Here is a 22,501-nt window from a genome sequence, read left to right as displayed (position 1 = left end):
CATCGTGCGGATTTCAAGCCTTTTTGCCGGGGAGCGCTTATGTTCAAAGCGGTAGTAGCTATAGTTTTAGTAGCGAGTGCATTGCCGACCTGGGCGCAGATGACGCCCGAAGGCCTGTGGCGCAACATCGACGACAAAACCGGCGAAGCCAAGGCCGAGATCCGCATCCGTGACATGGGCAGCGGTGTTCTGAACGGGGCGCTGGAAAAGCGCCTGACCAAGGACGCCAAGCCCGACGATGTCTGCGATGAGTGTTCGGACGACCGCAAGGGCAAGCCCATCCTGGGGCTGGAGATCATCCGCAGCGCCAAAAAAACCGAGGGCAAGGACGTGTGGGAAGGCGGCAAGATTCTCGACCCTGAGAACGGCCGCAACTACACCCTGCGCATGACGCCCGTCGAGGGCGGCAAGAAGCTCGAAGTGCGGGGCTCCTTCGGCCCTTTCGGTCGCACGCAGACCTGGGTTCGGGTCCAGTAACGGGCCCCTGCGTTGCCCGCCTGCGCGCGGCAACGCCATCAACAAGGAACAAAAGACATGTCCCGATTTCAAGTGAAGAAAGTCGCCGTGCTCGGCGCAGGCGTGATGGGCGCGCAGATTGCCGCCCACCTCGTCAACGTCAAGGTACCCGTGGTGCTGTTCGACCTGCCCGCCAAAGAGGGTCCCAAGAACGGCATCGTCACCAAGGCTGTGGAAGGCCTGAAGAAGCTCAAGCCCTCGCCCCTGGGCGTGGCCGATGACGCCGCGCTGATCCAGCAGGCCAACTACGAAGAGCACATGCACCTGCTCAAGGAGTGTGACCTCGTGATCGAGGCCATTGCCGAGCGCATGGACTGGAAGCTCGACCTGTACATCAAGATCGCGCCCCACGTGGCCAAGCACGCCATCCTGGCGTCCAACACCTCGGGCCTGTCGATCACCAAGTTGAGCGAAGTGCTGCCAGAGAGCATCAAGCCGCGCTTTTGCGGCATCCACTTCTTCAACCCCCCGCGCTACATGACGCTGGTGGAGCTGATCAACACCCCCACCACCCAGCCCGAAGTGCTGGACCAGCTCGAAGCCTTTGTGACCAGCGGCCTGGGCAAGGGCGTGGTGCGTGCGCACGACACGCCCAACTTCATCGCCAACCGGGTCGGGATCGCCGGCATGCTGGCCACGATGAAAGAGGTCGAGAACTTCGGCCTGACCTACGACGTGGTGGACGACCTCACCGGCAAGAAGCTCGGCCGAGCATCGAGTGGCACCTTCCGCACCGCCGATGTGGTGGGCCTCGATACCATGGCCCACGTCATCAAGACGCTGCAGGACAACCTGAGCGGCGACGCTACCAAAGGGGCTGCACAGTTTGATCCGTTCTACGAAAGCTTTGGCACACCCGCCGTGCTGAAAAAGCTGCTGGAACTGGGCAACCTGGGCCAGAAGACCAAGGCAGGCTTTTTCAAGAAGGTCGGCCGCGATGTGATGCGCTTTGAGCTGGAGAGCGAAGAGTACGTGCCCGCCGGCCAGAAGGCCGACGAGGTGTATGGCCGCATGCTCAAGAAGCCCGCTGCCGAGCGCCTGCGCCTGCTGCGCAACGCCGAAGGCGCGCCCGGCCAGTTCCTGTGGGCCATTCTGCGCAACAGCTTTCACTACGCTGCCGTGCACCTGGGCACGATTGCTGACAACGCCCGTGATGTGGACCAGGCCATGCGCTGGGGCTTCGGCATGAAGCAGGGCCCGTTCGAGCTGTGGCAAGAAGCCGGCTGGCTCGACGTGGCCCAGATGATTCAAGAGGACATCGACGCTGGCAAGGCACTGTGCAAGGCACCGCTGCCCGCGTGGGTGTTCAAGGGCCCTGTGGCCGAAGCCGGTGGCGTGCACACCGAGCAAGGCTCGTGGAGTGCATCGCAAGGCCAATTCGTGCCGCGCCGCCAACTGCCTGTGTACCAACGCCAGATCTTCCCCGAGACGCTGCTGGGCGAGACCAACCTGCCTGACTGGCGCACCGCTGGTACGACCATCGCGGAATCGAGAGCCCTGCGCACCTGGACGCTGGACGGTCAAGTCCTCATTGCCAGCATCAAGAACAAGATGCACGCCATCAGCCCTGAAGTGATGGAAGCGCTGATGGAAGGCCTGGAGCTGGCCGAGGCCGAGTATCAAGGCATGGTGATCTGGTCTGGCGACGCGCCTTTCAGCGTGGGTGCTGACCTGGAAGCCACGATGCCCGCCTTCATGGTCGGCGGCGCCGATGCGGTGGAAAGCATCGAGCAGGAGCTGCAGAACTTGATGATGCGCATCCGCTACGCGCAGGTGCCTGTCGTCGCTGCCATCCACGGCATGGCTCTGGGCGGTGGTTGCGAGCTGGCCGTGTATTCGGCCAAGCGTGTGGCGCACATGGAAAGCTACATCGGCCTGGTGGAAGTGGGCGTGGGCCTGGTGCCCGGCGCCGGTGGCCTGACCTACATCGCTCGCCGTGCGGCCGAGAACATGGCGGCCTCTACGGGCAAGGACATCCTGCCCTTCCTGACCGAAGGCTTCACCGCCGCCGCGATGGCCAAGGTGGGCACCAGCGCGCTGGAATCGCGCAAGCTGGGTTTTTTGCTGGACAGCGACATCATCGTGCCCCACAAGGACGAGCTGCTGTTCGTGGCCATCAACGAAGCCAAGTCCATGGCCGCCAGCGGCTGGCGTGCACCGCACAAGCGCCTGTTCCCGGTGGCTGGCCGCAGTGGCCTGGCCACCATCAAGGCGCAGCTGGTGAACATGCGCGACGGCGGTTTCATCAGCGCCTACGACTTCAAGGTCAGCACGATGATTGCCGAGGTGGTTTGTGGTGGTGATGTGGATGCCGGCGCGCTGGTGAGCGAGGAATACTTGCTCACGCTGGAGCGCAAGGCGTTCTGCCACCTGATCGCGCAGCCCAAGACGCACGAGCGCATCCTTGGGATGCTCTCGACCGGCAAGCCAGTCCGCAACTGATCGGCATCGCTATGACGGACCACGCCCCCAACAAACTCCAGCGCTCGCTGATGCGCCTGGACGAGGCGCCCGCCTTCATGCGTGGCTTCGTGCAGAACATCATCTTGCGCCGGGCTGTGCCCTTCACCGGCACGGCCGGGGTGAAGTTCGTATCGCTCACCCCTGAGCGCGTCGAGGTGCACCTGGCCAACGAGCATCGCGTGCAGAACCACATTGGTGGTGTGCATGCCTCGGCCATGAACCTGCTGGCCGAAACGGCCACCGGCATGGTGGTGGGCATGAACGTGCGCGACGACTGCATCCCGCTGGCCAAGGAGCTCTCCATGGCGTTCAAGAAGCGCGCCACCGGCGGCTTGAAGGCCGTGGCCACGCTCACGGCCGAGCAGCGCGCCGCCATGCAGGCCAGCGACAAGGGCGAGGTGCAGGTGGCGGTCTCCGTGACCGACGACGCCGGCGTGGAGCCGGTCGAATGTGTATTTACGTGGGCCTGGATTCCTTCCAGCCGCCCCGCCAAGAATTGAAGGAGTTTCAACACCATGGCTCAAAAACAAGTCCAGGACGCCTACATCGTTGCTGCCACGCGCACGCCCATCGGGCGCTCCGGCCGCGGCTATTTCAAGAACACCCGCCCCGACGACCTGCTGGTCGCCGCCATCCAAAGCGCCATGCTGCAGGTCCCCACGCTGGACCCCAAGGCCATTGAAGACGCCATCATCGGCTGCTCGTTCCCCGAGGGCGAGCAAGGCATGAACATGGCGCGCATTGCCGTGGGCCTGGCGTTCAACCACCCCGTGGGCGGCGTCACAGTGAACCGCTTTTGCGCATCGGGCATCACCGCGCTGCAGATGGCCGCCGACCGCATCCGTGTGGGCGAGGCCGACGTTCTGATCGCTGGTGGCGCCGAGTCCATGAGCCTGGTGCCCATGGGCGGCAACAAGCCTTCGTTCAACGCCGAAATTTTTGCGCGCGACGAGAACGTGGGCATCGCCTACGGCATGGGCCTCACCGCCGAAAAGGTCGCCCAGCAGTGGAAGGTCAGCCGCGAGGCGCAAGACGCCTTCGCGCTCGAATCCCATCTGCGTGCCATCAAGGCGCAAAAGGCCGGTGAGTTCACCGACGAAATAACGCCCTATGAGATCGTCGAGCGTTCGCCCAACCTCGCCACCGGCGAAGTGGTGGAAAAGCGCCGCACCGTGAGCCTGGACGAAGGCCCCCGCCCCGACACGTCGCTGGAAGGCCTGGCCAAGCTCCGGCCCGTGTTTGCCGCGCGTGGCAGTGTCACGGCGGGCAACAGCTCGCAGACCAGCGACGGTGCGGGTGCGCTCATCGTGGCCAGCGAAAAGGCGGTGAAACAGTTTGGCCTGACGCCCCTGGCCCGTTTTGTGAGCTACGCAGCGCGCGGCGTGCCGCCCGAGATCATGGGCATTGGCCCTATCGAAGCCATTCCTGCGGCCCTGCGTTATGCGGGCCTCAAGAGTGACGACATCGGCTGGTATGAGCTGAACGAAGCGTTTGCGGCCCAGTCGCTGGCGGTGATCAATACGCTGGGCCTGAACCCTGCGAACGTGAACCCCATGGGGGGCGCCATTGCATTGGGGCATCCGCTGGGTGCTACCGGTGCCATCCGTGCGGCGACGGTGGTGCATGCGCTGCGCCGGCACAAGCTGAAGTACGGGATGGTCACGATGTGCGTAGGAACAGGCCAAGGCGCCGCCGGCATCATCGAGGCGTTGTAACTGGCTACTGCGCGGCTTTCATGCGTCGTTGGGCGGTGCTCGCAATCCTCACGTACCGCAAGTACGTTCCGGTTGCTGCGCTCCGTCCGCCTAGCCTGAAAGCCGCTCGCTACGCCCATGAGGGTGGGGTGTGAATACATAAGGGCGGGGCAATCACACCCACCCGTTCGGGCTGAGCCTGTCGAAGCCAAGGCCGAATCCTCAGCGATCGTTTTCTTTTCAAGCCGACGTAGATCGGTTTCGACACAAGGAGACAGACATGAACAAGCAAACCTTGCAGGTCAACGGGGCAGTGTCTTTGGCACTGCGTGTCTACGAACCCGAGGGCGCGCCACGCGCCAGTGTGGTCATTGGCGGCGCGATGGGGGTGCGGCAGTCGTTTTACGAGGCTTTTGCACTGTGGATGGCGCAGCAGGGGTTCCGGGTCACCACGTTCGACTACCGGGGCCATGGCGATTCATTGCAGGGCCTGATGCGCGATGTGAAGGCGGACTTGCTGGATTGGGCGCAGGACTACGAGGCGGTGATCTCTGCCGCCAAGGCGGCGCTCCCGTCGCAGCCGCTGTACTTGCTGGGGCACAGCCTGGGCGCGCAGTTGCCGGGTTTGCTACAGAAGCCCGAGCAGGTCGATGGTCTGCTCAGCGTGGCCGCAGGCAGTGGCTACTGGCGCGACAACGCGCCCAAGCTCAAGCGCATGGTTCCGTATTTCTGGTGGGTGCTGGTGCCGCTGGCCACGCGCCTGTGCGGGTACTTTCCGGGGCGCATGCTCAAGAAAGTGGGTGATTTGCCTGCGGGTGTCATCCTGCAATGGCGCCGCTGGTGTCTGAACCCCACCTACAGCGTGGGGGCCGAGGGCGCAGCGGTCGCAGCAAGTTATGGCGCAGTGCGTTTTCCGGTGCTGGCGTTGTCGATGAGCGACGACGAGCTGATGACGCTGCGCGGCACGCACAACCTCGTCAACCTGTATGTCAACACCGAGCGCCGGGTAGAGAGCATCACCCCGGCCGATCTGCAGGTGCGCCGCATCGGACATTTCGGGTTCTTTCGCGATCAGTTTCGCCAGAGCCTGTGGCCGCGTGCCGCAGAGGCGCTCGCTGGGCTGGGTGGGATGCCCCGGGCAGTCGCGGGCACGACGGCCTGACCTGCCGTTTGGCGGCACACTTGCAGCATCATGAGTTTTTCTTCTTCTTCTTCTTCCATCCATCCACTGGACGAGGCGCTTGCGCTGACGCCATCTTCGTCATCGCCTGGTCAGTACGCAGGGCAGACCCATCCCGGCTACTGGAACATGGTGGGCCCGTTTGGCGGCATCACCGCGGCCACGCTGCTGCAGGCCATCTTGCAGCACCCCGACCGGCTGGGCGACCCGCTGTCGCTCACCGTCAACTACGCGGGCGCTTTAACTTCTGGGGCCTTCACGGTGCAGGCCGTGCCCGTGCGTACCAACCGATCCACCCAGCACTGGACCTTGTCCATCCTGCAGTCCGATGCCGAGGGCGCGCAGGTAGTCACTACCACGGGCACGGCGGTGACGGCGGTGCGTCGCGACACCTGGAGCGTGGGCGATGTGCCCATGCCTGAGGTGCCGCCGCCTGCAGAGCACAAGGCCATCGTGGCACCGCCCGGTGCGGTGGAATGGCTGAACCGCTACGAGATGCGCCCCATCGCCGGTTTCATCCCGCGCACCTGGGACGGCAGCGGTGACCACAGTCTGACCCAGTTGTGGATGCGCGACGCGCCGCAGCGCCCGCTCGACTTTTGTGCACTGACCGGGCTGGCCGATGTGTTCTTCCCTCGCGTGTGGCTGCGCCGCGCGCGCCAGGTGCCTGCGGGCACCGTGTCGATCACCGTGTACTTCCACGCCACCGCGGCACAACTGCAGGCCACGGGCAGTGGTTACCTGCTCGGCCAGGCGCGCGGGCAGGAGTTTCGCAATGGTTTCTTCGACCAGACCGTGCAGCTGTGGAATGAGGCGGGCATCATGCTGGCCACCAGCCACCAGATCGTTTATTACAAGGAATAGGAAGTCGGCCCGTTGTGCTGCGCCTGGCATTCTTTTCGCCCCCATCCATCAGACCCCGGAACCTTCACCACCATGACCGAAGCCACCACCCAAGACATCCTTGTCCACACCGAAGCGGGTGTGTCCACCATCACCTTCAACCGCGTCGACAAGAAGAACTCCATCACAGGCGCCATGTACGCCGCCATGGCCGATGCGCTGGATGCAGCCAAGGCCGATGCCAGTGTGCGCGTGGTGGTGTTCCAGGGCGACGTGGCCATCTTCAGTGCTGGCAATGACATTGGCGACTTTCTGCAGCAGCCGCCTGCTACCCAAGACTCGCCGGTGTTCCGCTTCCTGCGCGGCATCGCCACCTTCCCCAAGCCGGTGATTGCCTCGGTGTGCGGCCCGGCCGTGGGCATTGGTACGACCATGTTGTTCCATTGCGATTTGGTTTACGCGGGCGATAACGCGGCGTTTTCCATGCCCTTCGTCAACCTGGGCCTGTGCCCTGAAGCGGCTTCGAGCCTGCTGGTGCCGCAAATGATGGGCTACCACCGTGCGGCCGAGGCGTTGCTGCTGGGCGAGCCTTTCATGGCCGAGGCGGCGCTGGAAGTGGGCTTGGTCAATCGCGTGGTGCCACCCACGGAATGCAATGGGGTAGCCCAGGCGCAAGCCAAGAAGCTCGCAGCCAAGCCGTTGTCTGCGCTCATCGAGACCAAGCGGTTGATGAAGGGTGGGCAGACGGCAAAGGTGCTGGAGGTGATGGCAGAGGAGGGCGTGAGCTTTGGCCGCATGCTGCGCGAGCCAGCGGCGCGCGAGGCTTTCTCGGCATTTATGGAAAAGAGAAAGCCTGATTTCAGCAAGAGCTGAAATCAGGCCGCCGCGTGAGCGGCGGGGACCGCGCAGCGGGCTGAAAGATCTTTCGGTAAAAGCGCCGTCCCAACTTCAGCGCAGTCTAAAGGGTAGCCGCGTCAGCGGCGTGGACTGCGAGGCAGGCCGACGGGTTGTCGGTAAAAGAGGAGGCCAGATTTCAGCAGGAGCTGAATCCTGGCCGCTGCGCGAGCGGCGTGGATCGTGCAGCTTGCCGAACGATCTTTCGGTAAAGGTGTTGGCCGGATTCTGGCGCACTCTGGACCTCTTATCTTGGTTGTTTTGGCTGCTGGTGCTTGTGAATAAAGCGCTGGCAGCTATTGTTTTTATAGCTTCGAAGCCTTTTCCAACCGTTCGGGCTGAGCTTGTCGAAGCTTGGGCGTGCTGGTTTGAGAAGCATGCTCGTCTTGAGTGCGGAGGCCGGGTTGTCGCCCCGGCATGCGAGTAACTTTCTTTTGCTTCGCCAAAAGAAAGTTACCAAAGAAAAGGCGACCCCCAGTCTGCGACCCCCACGCGGTGCGTGGGGGCAAACCTGCGTCGGGGCGGTTGCGGGGTGCGCCGTGGAACTCGCTGTGCGCTGCGCGCGCCGCTCGGACAACCACGGCGAGTCAGTTCACGAGGCACGCGCGCTCCGACGCGCGTGTTCACCCCGCAACCGCCCCGCCGCAGGCGCAGCCCGCAGGGGTGAGGAGCCCAACAGCCGAACAGCCTCACGGGCCATCACTTCGCTCGGCCCAGGCTGCGCAGCGCGAAGCGCCCGCGCGTTCGGGGCCGAGCGCAGCAATGGCCCGCATGGATGTCCGATCCCCCGGGTTCCCTTCAGGATGCGCCGAGGAGCGCAGCGGCCAGCGGATCAGGGCTCGCGATTGTCTGAGCGCAACGCAGTGGAGCGAGTTCGAGCGAGACCCCGCTGGACGCGAGCACCGCAGGTTGCCCGCAGCGAAGCGAAGGGACGCAGCGTGTAGGGTCGCCTTTTCTTTGGTGGCTTTCTTTTGGCGAAGCAAAAGAAAGCCACTGCGCCGCCGGGCGCACACCCCGGCCTCCGCCCTCTGCATAGGCGTGCGGTCGAGTGAGCGCACAGCTTCGACAAGCTCAGCCCGAACGGGTGGGGCGGGCGCACAGGCTTCGACAAGCCCAGCCCGAGCGGTTGTCGTGGCACACACGCTTCGACAAACTCAACCGCACAGATAGTTCCGGATCAAATGCTGCAGAAATAATAGCTACTGGCGCTTATTCAACCGGCACTAGAAGCCAAAAAAAGCAAATACTCTAAAGTCCCAAAAACTAACAACATTTCAGGCGCTTATTTTCACCAAGCACTTGCTTGCTAAAAATAAGCAGTTTTGATATCGTGCCCACATGGAATCACCCGTGCGGCGCACCAACGCCATTGCCACCGCTCCCAGCAAAACCTCCGCTCGCCCTCGCCCCCGCAGCCGTGCAGCGGCGGCCTCTTCCTCCAATCCCGTCGACGCCGAAAAATCATCCGCCGACGAAGAACCCCGCCGCCGTGGCCGCCCTCGCAAAACGCCCGAAGAGCTTGACGATGGCAACCGCCGCCGCAAACTCATGGACGGCGCCGCCAAGCTGTTTCGCACCCAGGGCTTTGCCGCCACCAGCACGCGTGACATTGCAGCGGCGGCTGGCATGCACAGCGGCTCGCCGTTCTATCACTTTGAAAGCAAAAGTGCCCTGCTGCATGCGGTGATGAGCGAGGGCATGACCATGGCCGCGCAGAGCCAGCAGCAGGCGTTGCAAGCGCTGGCCGCCGATGCCTCTGCGCGCGAGCAGCTGCGCACCCTCATTCGCCACCATTTTGAAATCCTGCTCGGTCCGCGCAGCAGCTTCATCCCGGTCATGCTGTACGAATGGCGGTCGCTCACGCCCGCGCAGCGCAAAGGCATTGCGCGGCTCAAAGACAGTTACGAGGCCGCGTGGATGCCCGCGCTTGGAGCGCTGGCGCAGCAGGGCGCTCTGCAGGCAGATCCCGGCGTGGCGCGGCTGTTCATCTTCGGCGCCCTCAACTGGGCCGTGCAGTGGTTCTCGCCCAAAAAGGGCAAGTCGCTCGATGCACTGACTGACGAAGCCCTTTCGCTTTTCATCCACCCCTAAAACCCGGCGAGCAATGAACCCCACGGCCCCCACTGCCTACCAGTCTGTGTTTGCGCCCGGCCTGTTCGATGGCCAGGTGGTCATCGTCACCGGAGGCGGCTCGGGCATTGGCCGTTGCACCGCACACGAGCTGGCCCGCCTGGGCGCGCACGCAGTGCTGGTCGGCCGCAAGCCGGAGAAGCTGCAGGCCGTTGCTGACGAGATCACCGCCGACGGTGGCGCCGCGTCCTGGCATGCCTGTGACATCCGCTCCGAAGACGCGGTAGCGCTGCTGGTGCAGCAGGTACTGGCAGCGCAGGGCCGCATTAATGGTCTGGTGAACAACGCGGGCGGGCAGTTCATGTCGCCCCTGGAATCCATCAGCGCCAAGGGCTGGGAGGCCGTGCTCCACACCAACCTCACCGGCGGCTTTCTGATGGCGCGCGAGTGTTACCGGCAGTGGATGGCGCAAAACGGCGGTTCCATTGTCAACATCGTGGCCGACATGTGGGGCTCCATGCCCGGCATGGGGCACAGCGGTGCAGCGCGCGCGGGCATGGTCAGCTTGACCGAAACCGCCGCGCTCGAATGGGCCTGCAGCGGCGTGCGCGTGAACGCCGTGGCGCCGGGTTACATCGCATCGAGCGGCATGGACAACTACCCGCCTGCCGCTGCCCAAATGCTGCGCGCCATGCCGCAAACCGTGCCGCTGGGCCGCTTTGGCAACGAGGCCGAAGTGTCGGCCGCCATCGCGTTCCTGCTCAGCCCGGCTGCCAGCTTTATCAGCGGCACCACGCTGCGCGTAGATGGCGCGCGGCCGCAGATGCGCCTGGGCTGGCCGCTGCGCGTGCCCGATGCCGCCACGCAGCAGAGGGCTGCAGTGAAGCCTTACGCGGGCTTCCACCGTGCGGAGGTGCCGCGTGTGTTTGCGTCCGCAGACCCGGCTTTCAGCGCGCCCAAGGACTCCGAATGACCGCCGCCTTCGCCTCGCGCTTCAACCCCGGCGCACCCGATGCGCAAAGTCGCCGTGCTGCCCTGGCTGCGCGCCTTGATGCGCTGCGCGCGCTGGAAGACCGCGCCGCCGCCGCTTCGGCGCGCTCGCTGCCCCAGTTTGAAAAACGCGGCCAGCTGCTGCCGCGCCAGCGCGTGGCGCTGCTGCTGGATGCGGGCGCGCCATGGCTGCCATTGGCTACGCTGGCGGGCTACCTGCAGGATGTGAAGGACCCGGAAAAGTCTGTACCCGGCGGCGGCATGATCGCGGGCATTGGCTTCGTCAGTGGCGTGCGCTGCATGGTGGTGGCCAGCGACTCCGGCATCGAGGCCGGTGCCATCCAGCCCATGGGCCTGGAAAAGATCCTGCGCGTGCAAGAGATCGCGCTCTGCGAACGTCTGCCCTTTGTGCACCTGGTCGAGAGCGCGGGCGCCAACCTCATGCGCTACCGGGTCGAGGGCTTTGTGCATGGCGGCACGCTGTTTCGCAACCTTGCGCGGCTGTCGGCGGCGGGCATTCCGGTGATCACCGTGCAGCATGGTTCGGGCACGGCGGGCGGCGCTTACATGCCGGGGCTGTCGGATGTGGTCATCATGGTGCTGGGCCGCTCGCGCGCTTTTCTGGCCGGGCCGCCGCTGCTCATGGCCGCGACCGGCGAGGTCGCCACCGAAGAAGAACTGGGCGGCGCTGACATGCACACCGCTGTCTCGGGTCTGGGCGAATACCTGGCGCTGGACGACCGCGAGGCCATTGGCATGGCTCGCGACGTGATCGCCAACACCGGGTGGGCGTTGGCCCCGCGTGCCGTCGGTGCACCGCCCACACTGCCTGCCGACGACCTGCTCGCCCTGATGGGGGGCGACCTGCGCCAGCCTGTAGACATGCGCGAGGTGATAGCGCGGGTGGTCGATGGGTCAGAGCTTCTCGAATTCAAGGCGCGCTACGGCGCGGCCACCGTGTGCGCGCAGGGCCGCATTGGCGGCCATGCCGTGGGCTTCATCAGCAACAACGGCCCCATCGATGTGGCGGGCGCCAATAAGGCCACGCACTTCATCCAGTGGATGTGCCAGCTGGGCCACCCCATCGTCTACCTGCAGAACACCACGGGCTTCATGGTGGGCAAGGACAGCGAGCAGGGCGGCATGATCAAGCACGGCAGCAAGATGATCCAGGCCGTGTCCAACGCCACCGTGCCGCAGATCACCATCCAGTGTGGCGCCAGCTTTGGTGCGGGTAACTACGGCATGTGTGGGCGCGGCTATGCGCCGCGCTTTTTGTTCAGCTGGCCCGGGGCCAAGACGTCGGTGATGGGCGGCGAGCAGGCTGCACGCACCATGCAGATCGTGACCGAGGCGGCGCTGGCGCGCAAAGGCATCACGCCCGACCCCACCGAATCCCAAGCCCAGTTCGACAAGATCGTGACCGTTTTCGAGGCCCAGGCCGATGCGTTCTACACCAGCGGTCTGCTGCTGGACGACGGCGTGATCGACCCGCGCGACACGCGGGCTGTGCTGGCGTTTTGCCTGGACACCGTGGCCGAAGGTGCTGCGCGTGCCTTGCACCCCATGCAGTTCGGGGTGGCGCGCATGTAGCCCACCACCCGGCATCCTCGCTACAGCCCATGGAATTGGCATCAAACACGCCACCAACCGTTCACGCTGAGCTCGTCGAAGCGCTGCGCAAGGCTTCGACAAGCTCAGCCCGAACGGTGATGTGAAATCAGGAAATGTGGCACCAACCATCACGGAGACAAGCACCATGCACTTCACGCACGAGCACCGCGAGATCCAGAAGACCCTCAAGCGCTTCATCGACGAAGAGATCAACCCGCATGTGGACGAGTGGGAGGCGGCCGAGATCTTCCCCGCGCACGAGGTCTTCAAGAAGATGGGCAACCTGGGCCTGCTGGGCCTGTGCAAGCCCGAGGAATACGGCGGGCAGGGGCTGGACTATTCGTACAGCCTGGCCATGGCCGAGACGCTGGGGCACATCCACTGCGGCGGCGTGCCCATGGCCATTGGCGTGCAGACCGACATGTGCACCCCGGCGCTGGCGCGCTACGGCAGCGAAGAGCTCAAGCGCGACTTTCTAGCCCCTGCGATTGCGGGCGACATGGTCGGCTGCATCGGCGTGAGCGAGCCTGCGGCGGGCAGCGATGTGTCGGGCATCAAGAGCGTGGCGCGCAAGGATGGCGATGATTACGTGATCACCGGCCAGAAGATGTGGATCACCAACAGCCTGCAGGCCGACTGGATGTGCATGCTGGTCAACACGGGCGAAGGACCCGTGCACAAGAACAAGAGCCTGGTGATGGTGCCCATGCGCGACGGCCCCGGCGGCAAGCTCACCAAGGGCGTCGAGGTGGCGCAGAAGATCCGCAAGATCGGCATGCACAGCAGCGACACGGGCCTGATCTACTTTGACGAGGTGCGCGTGCCGCAGCGCAACCGCATCGGTGCCGAAGGGCAGGGTTTCATCTACCAGATGCAGCAGTTCCAGGAAGAGCGCCTGTGGTGCGCCGCCAGCACGCTGGAGTCGCTGAACCACTGCATCCAGTGGACGATTGACTACGCGCAGGAGCGCAAGTTGTTTGGCGCCACGCTGGCCGACCAGCAGTGGGTGCAGTTCAAGCTGGCCGAACTCAAGACCGAGGTGGAAGCGCTGCGCGCACTCACCTACCGCGCCTGCGACCTGTACGTGAACGGGCAGGACGTGATGGAGCTGGCCAGCATGGCCAAGCTCAAGGCTGGCCGCCTGAACCGCGAGGTGCCCGACATGTGCCTGCAGTTCTGGGGCGGCATGGGCTACACGCTGGAGAACAAGGTCTCGCGCATGTACCGCGACGGGCGACTGGCGTCCATCGGCGGTGGGGCCGACGAGGTGATGCTGGGCATCCTCGCCAAGCTCATGGGCATCGCCAAGCGGCCCGCGCACTGACATGGCCAATTCGCTGTTGATCAACCGCGCTCCGCTGGCCAGCGGCTGTGTAGAAACCTGGACGCTCAACGACCCGGCCAGCCGCAATGCGCTGTCCGAGGCGATGGTTGACGGTTTAATAGCCGCGTGCGAACGGGCTACGGCCGACACCGACCTGCGCGGCGTGGTGCTGCGCGGCGCGGGCGGGAATTTCTGCGCCGGCGGCAGCCTGGGCGGCTTCGCCAAGACCATCGGCCAACCCTTGGCTGCGGGCGAGGCCGACCCGCTCGTGCCCCTGAATCGCCGCTTTGGCGAGCTGCTGCAGGCCCTGTGTGCGCTGCCGCAGTGGCTCATCGTGGCGGCAGAGGGCGCGGCCATGGGCGGTGGCTTTGGCCTGGTGTGTTGCGCTGATCGGGTGTTGGCCTATACCAGCGCGCAGTTCGCCACGCCCGAGGTCACGCTGGGCATCGTGCCCGCGCAGATTGCGCCGTTTGTTGTGCGTCGCCTCGGCCCTGCGGCTGCGCGCCGTTGTTTGCTGACGGGTGAGCGATGGGACCCATTTTCCGCCGAGCGCTTTGGCTTGGTCGATGAGGTGGTGCCGGGCGACATGGATGCCGCTGTGCAGGCAGCCATCGCGCGCCACGCCGCCGCCGCACCGCAAGCCGTGGCTGCTACCAAACGTTTGTTGCTGGCGCAGCCTGATACGCCGTTGCCTGCGTTGCTCGACGACGCGGCCATGGCCTTTGCGCAGGCGCTGCGCGGGATGGAGGCGCCGCTGGGGCTGGCGGCGTTTGCTGCACGCAAGGCGCCGCCTTGGAGCGTTAAGTCATGAAGAAGATACTGATCGCCAATCGCGGCGAAATCGCCCGCCGCATCATCCACACCGCCCACCGCATGGGCATCGAAACGGTCGCGGTTTACTCCGAACCCGATGCCAACGCCCTGCATGTGCGCGAGGCCACCCAGTCCGTGGCCCTGGGCGGCGCCGCCAGCGTCGACACCTACTTGCGCACCGACAAGCTCCTGGCCGCAGCCCGTGCCACGGGCGCAGATGCCGTGCACCCTGGCTATGGCTTCCTCAGCGAGAACGCCGACTTTGCCCAGGCCGTGGTCGATGCGGGCCTGATGTGGATCGGCCCGCCGCCCGCCGCCATCCGCGCGCTGGGCAGCAAGGCGGGCGCCAAGGCGCTGGCAGCAGCGCACGGCGTGCCCTGCTTGCCTGGCTACGCGGGTGACGACCAAAGCGACGAGCGCTTTGCGCAAGAGGCCGCGCGCATTGGCTACCCCGCCATGGTCAAGGCCGTGGCGGGCGGCGGCGGGCGTGGCATGCGGCTCGTCACCGATGCGGCGCAACTGCCCGCCGCACTGGCCAGCGCACGGTCTGAAGCGCTGGCGGGATTCAGCTGTGGCGACCTGCTCATCGAACGCGCGCTGCTGCAGCCCCGCCATGTAGAGGTACAAATTTTTGCCGACGCCCACGGTGCCTGCATCCACCTGGGCGAGCGCGATTGCTCGGTGCAGCGCCGCCACCAGAAGCTCATCGAAGAATCCCCCAGCCCCGCCGTGGACGCCGCGCTGCGCGAACGCATGGGTGCCTATGCCGTAGCGCTGGCACAGGCGGCTGGCTATGTGGGCGCGGGCACGGTGGAGTTTTTGCTGGATGGTGGGGGGTTGAGCGACGCCGGGCCGCCCCAAGTCGCGAAGGACCCCCGGCCCGGCAAAGCCGGGGCCCCTACCCCGGTTGGGGGCAGCGAACCACGCGTAGCGGGGAGCGTGGGGGCGCAATTCTTCTTGATGGAGATGAATACCCGCCTGCAGGTGGAGCACCCGGTGACCGAAGCACTCACCGGCCTGGACCTGGTCGAATGGCAGATCCGCGTGGCACGGGGCGAGCCACTGCCCCTCACGCAATCGCAGGTGGTGATGAAGGGCCACGCCATCGAAGTGCGCCTGTGTGCCGAAGACGCGCACTTTCGGCCGCACACCGGCCGTGTGTTGCACTTCAACACGCCGCCTGCCACGGCGTTTGAACGGGCTGCCATCGGTGCGCTGCGTTTTGACCACGCGCTGGAAGAGGGCGCCGAAGTCACCCCCCACTACGACGCCATGCTGGGCAAGCTCATCGTGCATGCGCCCACGCGGGCCGAGGCCATTGCGACCCTGGTGCGCGCCCTGCACAACACTCGCGTGCTGGGCCTGCCCACCAACCGCGCGTTTCTGGCGGAGTGCTTATTGCACCCGGTGTTTGCCAGCGGGCAGGCGCTGGTGCCCTTCTTGGCGGAGCATGCAGCGGGCTTGCTGCAGTTGCTATTAGAAAAAGAGCTACTGGTGCTTATTCCATCTGCACTAGAGGCCATTTTTGCTTCAAATCCATCGCCCAGCCTGCCTTGCGCGCTGGCCCGGCCGTTGCGCTTGCGCCACCAGGGCCAGGTACATGCCGTGGCCGTGCGCGAGCTGGGCGGCGGGCGGCTGCAGGTCGAGCAGGCGGGTGCCGAGCCCGCAAGCACCACGCTGCAACTGCTCCAACGCGGTGTGCGCTGTGTGCCCGTGGGCCCATTGCGCTGGCACTGGCAAACCGGTGGTGTGGATGGCTGGGTGGAAGACGCATCGTGGGAGCCCGCTGCGCGCGCGGGTGCAGCGGGCGGTGCCACGGAATTGCGCGCGCCCTTCAACGGCAAAGTGGTTTCATTGCCCGTGGCCCCAGGCCAGACACTGGCGGCGGGCGATACGGTGGTGGTCATCGAATCGATGAAGCTCGAACACAGCCTGGCCTGCCCCGTCGCCGCCACTGTGGCCGAGCTGCTGGTGGCGCCCGGCCAGCAGGTGGCGCCTGGCCAGGTGCTGGCCCGCTTTGCACCCGCCACGCAAGGAGCGCCCGCATGACATCCTCATCCGATGTGACCTCTGTGAGCGACGAAGACCGCACCGCGCTCACCGACACCGTCACCCGCTTCGCCCGCACCGAGATCGCCCCGCATGTCGATGCCTGGGACGCCGCCGGTGAATTCCCTCGCAGCCTGTACCGCCGTGCGGCCGACCTGGGCCTGCTGGGCCTGGGCTACCCCGAGTCGTACGGCGGCACGCCTGCCAGCTACCTGCTGCGCCTGCCGCTGTGGCGCGCGCTCAGTCGCCACGGTGCCAGCGGCGGCGTGCTGGCCAGCCTGCTCTCGCACAACATCGGCTTGCCGCCCGTGCTGGCGCATGGCAGCGATGCTGTGCGTGCTGAGGTCATCCCGCCCGTGTTGGCGGGCGAGCAGATTGCTGCGCTGGCCATCACCGAGCCCGGTGGCGGGTCCGATGTGGCCCAACTCAAGACCACCGCGCGGCGCGAGGGCGATGAGTACATCGTCAACGGCGAAAAGGTGTTCATCACCTCCGGCATGCGCGCGGACTGGATCACGGTGGCTGTGAGGACCGGGGAGGCCGGAAGCAAAGTCAGCGCAGGCATCTCCATGCTGCTCATCCCCGGCCACAGCCCAGGCCTGTCGCGCAGCAAGCTCGACAAGATGGGCTGGCTCTGCTCCGACACCGCCCACCTGCGGTTTGACAACGTGCGCGTGCCCGCCCGCTACCTGCTGGGCGAGGAGGGTGCGGGCTTTCGCATCATCATGGCCAACTTCAATGGCGAGCGCTTTGGCCTGGCCGTATCAGCCCTGGGCTTTGCCGAGGCCTGCTACGACGAGGCCCTGGCCTGGGCCCGCCAGCGCAAGACCTTTGGCGCCGCGCTGGTGGAGCACCAGGTCATCCGCCACAAACTGGTGGACATGCAGATGCGCATCCAGTCCACCGCCGCGTGGTGCGAGTCCGTGGCCGCGCAGGCCGACGCGGGCCGCACTGGCCCGGAGTGGGTGGCGCAGGTGTGCCTGCTCAAGAACCACGCCACCCAAACCATGCAGTTCTGCGCCGACCAGGCCGTGCAGATCCTGGGTGGCATGGGCTTCATGCGCGGCACCGTCAGCGAGCGCATCTACCGCGAGGTCAAGGTCATGATGATCGGCGGCGGTGCGGAAGAAATCATGAAGGACCTGGCTGCACGTCAGTTGGGGATTTGAATGAAGGAGACACACACCATGCACAGCACCGACCATGGCAACAAAGCCATCATCACCTGCGCCATCACCGGCGTGCTGACGGACCCCGGCCAGCACCACGTGCCCGTCACACCTGAGCAACTGGCGAGTGAAGCCCGCCGCGCCTGCGACGCAGGCGCCGCCGTTGTCCACGTGCACTTTCGCAACCAGGAGCCCGGCAAGGGCCACCTGCCCAGCTGGGACCCGCAGGTGGCGCGCGACTGCGTGCAAGCCATGCGCGAGGCCTGCCCGGGTTTGATCATCAACCAGACCACCGGCGTGGTCGGCCCCAATTACCAGGGCCCGCTCGACTGCCTGCGCGCCACCCGCCCAGAGATGGCGGCGTGCAACGCTGGCTCGCTCAACTACCTGAAGGTGCGCAGCAACGGCACCTGGGCCTGGCCGCCCATGCTGTTCGACAACCAGCCCGCCAAGGTCAAGGACTTCATCGACGTGATGCTGGAGACCGGCACGCTGCCCGAGTTCGAATGCTTTGACGTGGGCATCGTGCGCTGTGTGGAGATGTATGTGCAGACCGGCATGTACACCCAGGGCCTGCCCGAATACAACTTTGTGATGGGCGTCGAGTCCGGCATGCCTGCCGACCCGGACCTGCTGCCCATCCTGCTCAAGCTCAAGATCAACGACGCGCCATGGCAAGCCACCGTCATCGGCCGCAGCGAGATCTGGCCCGTGCACCAGCGCGTGGCCGAGCTGGGCGGGCATTTGCGCAGCGGTCTGGAAGACACGTTCTATCTGCCGGATGGGACCAAGGCGGATTCGAACGGGCCGTTGATTGAGCAGCTGGCGCGGTATGCAAGGAATGCGGGGCGAGAGGTGGCGTCGCCGCTGGAGGCGCGGGGGATGTTGGGTTTGAAGGCCGCGGGCATGCCAAAAGGGCTGGCGAACTCATCCACCTAGTTTTTGTCCCCGCACATTGATCGCCATCTGATCAATTGGCAGTGACGCGATGGCGACCGTGGCGCCGTAGGTCGAATTGGTCGAACGGTGTACTCGACATATCGGACTATTCAGCTATTCGGTCGATTTCGATGGACCTTTAGTTAGCAATTCAAGTACCGACTTTGATCCGGGACTCGTTTCGCCTTTTCCTTGTGCGAAACCCGTTTCTTGCGGAGAGAAGATGCAGGACGCCGCGTGGGCTAAAACGATGTCTTGTGTCCCCGTACTCTCAGCAGCCGTTACGAGCGCTCTGTAAGTTAGGAGCGCATTTTGCCGATGGCGATTCACAACAGCGTTGTGCTTGTGGGTCGCATAGTTTCGCGCTGCCATTAGTAGCAAGTAGCCTATGACCGAGAAGATAAGAATCTTGCTCGTAATCAGTTGAAGGACTTCGGCATTGCTGGTGGGCTTAATCCATTCAAACTTGTGTAAAAACAAACTCAAGATAGCGAAGGCACCCAGAGCTGCTGCAAAACGGTACGTAAAAGTTAGCCACTCTCTAGCCAAATTTTCCTGGGACTGCGCTTCATCTTTGAAATAGATCGCCTGCTGTGAAACCCCTTGCTCAGATGCGACAGCCCGGATTGCCGAAAGGGCTGCGTCCGCGTCTTTCTTGGCATCTGCCAATTGACCGGTGAGCTTTGCTGCCTGGTCTTCTATCCCTTGAATTGTGGCTCGTGCTTGAGTTTCCAGCAGACTTGTGTCTGTGATTCGCGCAACGCTGTAGGCAACGTACTGCCAAAGTTGATCGAATATCTGGTCGCGTCGCCCTTTGATAGTCGCCAGGATGTTGGTGCGCGTACTGGCAGAGTTGCTTGATGCTGCGCTGAACTCCAGAATTTGGCTGAATAGGTTGTAGTCTGAATTGGCGTTGGACTGAATGACTCCTAGTTGTCCATCTGTGAAGTCTGGCAGGGTGCTTACCGGAATTCGCTTGTACAGCGCAATGATCGATTCAGCGGGAGGCACTGCCTCCGCAAAATTCATCTGTCTGCCCAAGTCATCCACACGACCAAGCGTTTCCGGATCGAACGTTTGAATTCGCTCTAGAGATTTTTGACATTCACTGAGTGCCGCTTCAGTCGCCATCTACTCCTCCATTCATCTTCTTTGTTGTAAAGCTAAGCGAACGCTTGAGCCTTCACACAAGCTCGCATGGATTTTCCTAGCTGGTATGACATTGGTTACAGCAGAAATAGCAACCGTTAACTCTGTCGTTCGGCCAACGCCCTTTCGCGTCCAGAACCGCGCTTTGACAGGTTGCATGGGTTCCTAGGTCGATCTGATTCGCTTGCGCTGGCATGTATGTACAACCGGTTGTTGCATTGTGGATTTCGTGGTCTCCATTCGCCTGCGGCTTATTGTTGATGATGAAGCGAGGCATCTTCTGCCCTCCTATTGGGAGTTTTAAAGGTTCTGCTCGCCATAAGCGGCATGACCGTGCCATGGGCCATTGCTCAGAGCAGTGCATGGAGCATCCATGCTTTTGCTAGTTTGACCATCGGGCAAGCGAGGGTCAAACTGAAAACTGCCAATCGCTTTGCCCCGGTGTGACGAGCCGGGGCATATGTTTAGAAAGATGGTTTGTGTGTGCGTATTGCTTCCCGTGCCCTTGAGTCGATCATGAACCCCGAGTTGTACTTTGCCGCCAGTTCATCCGCCCGCTTTAAGAACGCCTCTACGCCCGTTCCATAGATAAGCTGCATCGCCCCCCCCGTCCAAGCCGGAAACCCGATCCCAAAAATCGACCCGATGTTCGCGTCATGCACGCTGGTCAGTACCCCCTCGGCCAGACAGCGCGCGGTTTCGATGGCTTGGCGGTAGAGCAGGCGGTCCTGAATCTCCTGCACGCTCCATTCCACGCCGGGCTTTTCGAACAGAGGTTTCAGCTCCGGCCAAAGGTGCTTCTTGGCGCCAGCGGGGTAGTCGTAAAAGCCGCCGCCGCCAGCGCGGCCTGGGCGCTTCAACTCTTTGACCATGCGCTCCACCAGCAGCTCGCCGGGCGTGGCGGTGTAGGTTTTGCCTTCGGCCGCGTAGTCGGCGTGGGTCTGGTCCAGCACGTGCACGCTTAACGTCAGCGCAGTTTCGTCCAGCACGGCCAGCGGGCCCACGGGCAGGCCGGCCTGCATGGCGGCGTTTTCAATCGCGGCGGCGGGGATGCCTTCGCCCAGCATGGCGGCGCCTTCCATCACAAAGGTGCCGAAGGTGCGGCTGGTGTAGAAGCCGCGGGAGTCGTTGACCACGATGGGCACCTTGCCCAGGGCCTGCACGTAGTCGAACGCGCGGGCCACGGTCTCGTCGTCGGTCTGTTTGCCGCGAATGATCTCCACCAGCTTCATCTTGTCCACGGGGCTGAAGAAGTGGATGCCGACGAACTTCTCGGGCCGGCTGCTGGCCGTGGCCAGGCCGCTGATGGGCAGGGTGGAGGTGTTGCTGGCAAAGAAGCCGCCGGGCCCCAACTGCGGCTCGGCCTCTTGCGTGACTTTGGCCTTGAGGTCACGGCTTTCGAACACGGCTTCGATGATGAGGTCGCAGCCCGCCAGGTCGGCCGCGCTGGCGGTGGGCGTGATGCGCGCCAGCAGCGCCTGCTGCGCCTCGGCCGTCATGCGGCCCTTGTCCAATCGGGCCTGCGTGAGCTTGGCGCTGTAGGCCTTGCCCGCCTCGGCCTTCTCGGCGCTCACATCCTTGAGCATGGTGGCGATGCCTTTGCTGGCCTGGGCCCAGGCGATGCCTGCGCCCATCATGCCGGCGCCCAGGATGCCGACCTTTTGCGGCTTGTAGCGTGGCGTGGTGCCAGGGCGCGACTTGCCGCTCTTGATCGCGTTCATGTCGAAGAAGAACGTGTTGATCATGTTGCGCGCCACGGGGCCGGTCATCAGGCGGGCGAGGTAGCGGCTTTCGATGCGCAGGGCGGTGTCGTAGTCCACCATGGCGCCTTCGGCCATGGCGGCCAGCGCCGCCTCGGGCGCGGGGTAGCGGCCACGCGTGGTCTTCTTGAGCATGGCGGGCGCGACGGTGAGGGCGTCAGCGATCTTGGGGTTGGCGGGCGTGCCGCCGGGCATCTTGTAGTTCTTGTCGTCCCACGGCTGCACCGCGTGCGGATGGGTGGCGATGTGGGCCAGGGCTGCGGGCAGCAGCTGATCGCGCGTGGCAACCAGTTCGTGCACCAGTTGCAGCTCCAGCGCCTCGGCGGGGTTGAAGAGCTTGCCTTCCAGGATGTAGGGCTGCGCACCCATCAGGCCCAGCAGCCGCGTCATCTTGGTCACGCCGGTGGCGCCCGGCATCAGGCCCAGCGTCACCTCGGGCAGGCCGAACTGGATCTTGGGGTCGGCCACTGCGATGCGGTAGTGGGCGATCAGCGCCACCTCCCACCCGCCGCCCAGCGCGGCGCCATTGAGGCAGGCCACCACGGGGATGCCCAGGGTTTCGAGCGTGCGAAATTGCTTCTTCATGCGCTCGATTTCGCCAAACACGGCAGGTGCGTCGGCCGGCGTCAGGCGCATGGTGGCCTTGAGGTCCGCGCCCGCAAAGAAACTGGTCTTGGCGGATGCGAGCACGATGCCCTTGAGCGCAGCGCCCAGGCGTTCGCGGTCACCCAGCACCTGGGCCGTGACCTCGCCCAGCTCTTGCTGCCATTGGCGGCACATGGTGTTGACGGGGGAATTGGTTTCGTCAAACGTGATGACGGCGACCTGGCCTTCGGTGCCCTGGGCGGGGATGAGTTCGTAGCGGATGGTGTGCATGCTGATGTCTCCGAATCTGTAATGCGACATAGCGCAGTTATGGGGCGCGGCCTTAGATGAAGCGTGGCCGAGGCCAGCGGACGCCGTGGAACTGGCTTTGCCAGGCCAGTGGCGTCGTCCCCCTTCCCATCGCGCAGCGATGAGAGAAGGGGGAAGCG

At 64.4% G+C, this 22,501-nt stretch carries 17 protein-coding genes; 15 read left to right on the top strand and 2 right to left on the bottom strand.

Features of this window, described 5'->3' with window-relative positions; genetic code table 11:
* Positions 1-39: 39 nt before the first annotated feature.
* From CLU85_RS19920 to CLU85_RS19845, 15 genes are all read left to right on the top strand, one after another.
* Positions 40-477 (top strand): DUF2147 domain-containing protein, encoded by a 438-nt coding sequence (locus CLU85_RS19920; RefSeq protein WP_100411793.1) that lies wholly within the window; start codon positions 40-42, stop codon positions 475-477.
* A 57-nt stretch (positions 478-534) separates the two neighbouring features.
* The gene (locus CLU85_RS19915; RefSeq protein WP_100411792.1) at positions 535-2,958 is read left to right on the top strand and encodes a 3-hydroxyacyl-CoA dehydrogenase/enoyl-CoA hydratase family protein; all 2,424 of its coding nucleotides are present in this window, start codon (positions 535-537) and stop codon (positions 2,956-2,958) included.
* 11 nt (positions 2,959-2,969) lie between these two features.
* Positions 2,970-3,479, top strand: a complete 510-nt coding sequence (locus CLU85_RS19910) for a DUF4442 domain-containing protein (RefSeq protein WP_100411791.1) — start codon at positions 2,970-2,972, stop codon at positions 3,477-3,479.
* 15 nt (positions 3,480-3,494) lie between these two features.
* Complete coding sequence (locus CLU85_RS19905; RefSeq protein WP_100411790.1) at positions 3,495-4,694, top strand: acetyl-CoA C-acyltransferase; 1,200 nt, start codon at positions 3,495-3,497, stop codon at positions 4,692-4,694.
* Between the two features lie 259 nt (positions 4,695-4,953).
* Entirely contained in the window at positions 4,954-5,835 is an 882-nt protein-coding gene (locus CLU85_RS19900) for an alpha/beta fold hydrolase (RefSeq protein ID WP_100411789.1), read from the top strand.
* A gap of 30 nt (positions 5,836-5,865) precedes the next feature.
* On the top strand, positions 5,866-6,717 hold the full coding sequence (locus tag CLU85_RS19895) for an acyl-CoA thioesterase II (protein ID WP_100411788.1): 852 nt from the start codon (positions 5,866-5,868) through the stop codon (positions 6,715-6,717).
* A gap of 72 nt (positions 6,718-6,789) precedes the next feature.
* Positions 6,790-7,569: an enoyl-CoA hydratase gene (locus tag CLU85_RS19890; RefSeq protein ID WP_100411787.1), complete on the top strand. Its 780-nt coding sequence runs from the start codon at positions 6,790-6,792 to the stop codon at positions 7,567-7,569.
* 1,359 nt (positions 7,570-8,928) lie between these two features.
* Entirely contained in the window at positions 8,929-9,681 is a 753-nt protein-coding gene (locus CLU85_RS19880) for a TetR/AcrR family transcriptional regulator (RefSeq protein WP_100411786.1), read from the top strand.
* Between the two features lie 13 nt (positions 9,682-9,694).
* Positions 9,695-10,633, top strand: a complete 939-nt coding sequence (locus CLU85_RS19875; protein ID WP_100411785.1) for an SDR family oxidoreductase — start codon at positions 9,695-9,697, stop codon at positions 10,631-10,633.
* Positions 10,630-12,243 (top strand): acyl-CoA carboxylase subunit beta, encoded by a 1,614-nt coding sequence (locus CLU85_RS19870; protein ID WP_100411784.1) that lies wholly within the window; start codon positions 10,630-10,632, stop codon positions 12,241-12,243. Before CLU85_RS19875 ends, CLU85_RS19870 begins: the two co-directional genes overlap by 4 nt.
* Positions 12,244-12,409: 166 nt before the next feature.
* Positions 12,410-13,588 (top strand): acyl-CoA dehydrogenase family protein, encoded by a 1,179-nt coding sequence (locus tag CLU85_RS19865; RefSeq protein ID WP_100411783.1) that lies wholly within the window; start codon positions 12,410-12,412, stop codon positions 13,586-13,588.
* Between the two features lies 1 nt (position 13,589).
* Complete coding sequence (locus tag CLU85_RS19860) at positions 13,590-14,399, top strand: enoyl-CoA hydratase/isomerase family protein (protein WP_100411782.1); 810 nt, start codon at positions 13,590-13,592, stop codon at positions 14,397-14,399.
* The gene (locus tag CLU85_RS19855) at positions 14,396-16,450 is read left to right on the top strand and encodes a biotin carboxylase N-terminal domain-containing protein (protein WP_100411781.1); all 2,055 of its coding nucleotides are present in this window, start codon (positions 14,396-14,398) and stop codon (positions 16,448-16,450) included. The genes CLU85_RS19860 and CLU85_RS19855 overlap by 4 nt, the downstream gene beginning before the upstream one ends.
* Entirely contained in the window at positions 16,447-17,619 is a 1,173-nt protein-coding gene (locus CLU85_RS19850) for an acyl-CoA dehydrogenase family protein (protein WP_100411780.1), read from the top strand. The genes CLU85_RS19855 and CLU85_RS19850 overlap by 4 nt, the downstream gene beginning before the upstream one ends.
* An 18-nt stretch (positions 17,620-17,637) precedes the next feature.
* Positions 17,638-18,558, top strand: a complete 921-nt coding sequence (locus CLU85_RS19845) for a 3-keto-5-aminohexanoate cleavage protein (RefSeq protein WP_100412662.1) — start codon at positions 17,638-17,640, stop codon at positions 18,556-18,558.
* A gap of 114 nt (positions 18,559-18,672) precedes the next feature.
* Here the strand turns inward: CLU85_RS19845 and CLU85_RS19840 are convergent, their stop codons facing one another.
* Both CLU85_RS19840 and CLU85_RS19830 read right to left on the bottom strand, forming a co-directional pair.
* Positions 18,673-19,689: a hypothetical protein gene (locus CLU85_RS19840; RefSeq protein WP_100411779.1), complete on the bottom strand. Its 1,017-nt coding sequence runs from the start codon at positions 19,687-19,689 to the stop codon at positions 18,673-18,675.
* 482 nt (positions 19,690-20,171) lie between these two features.
* On the bottom strand, positions 20,172-22,343 hold the full coding sequence (locus CLU85_RS19830; protein ID WP_100411777.1) for a 3-hydroxyacyl-CoA dehydrogenase NAD-binding domain-containing protein: 2,172 nt from the start codon (positions 22,341-22,343) through the stop codon (positions 20,172-20,174).
* Positions 22,344-22,501: the final 158 nt, after the last annotated feature.

This window comes from Acidovorax sp. 69, assembly GCF_002797445.1.
Classification (GTDB): Bacteria; Pseudomonadota; Gammaproteobacteria; order Burkholderiales; family Burkholderiaceae_C; genus Acidovorax.
This window is presented reverse-complemented; position numbering and strand designations above follow the sequence as displayed.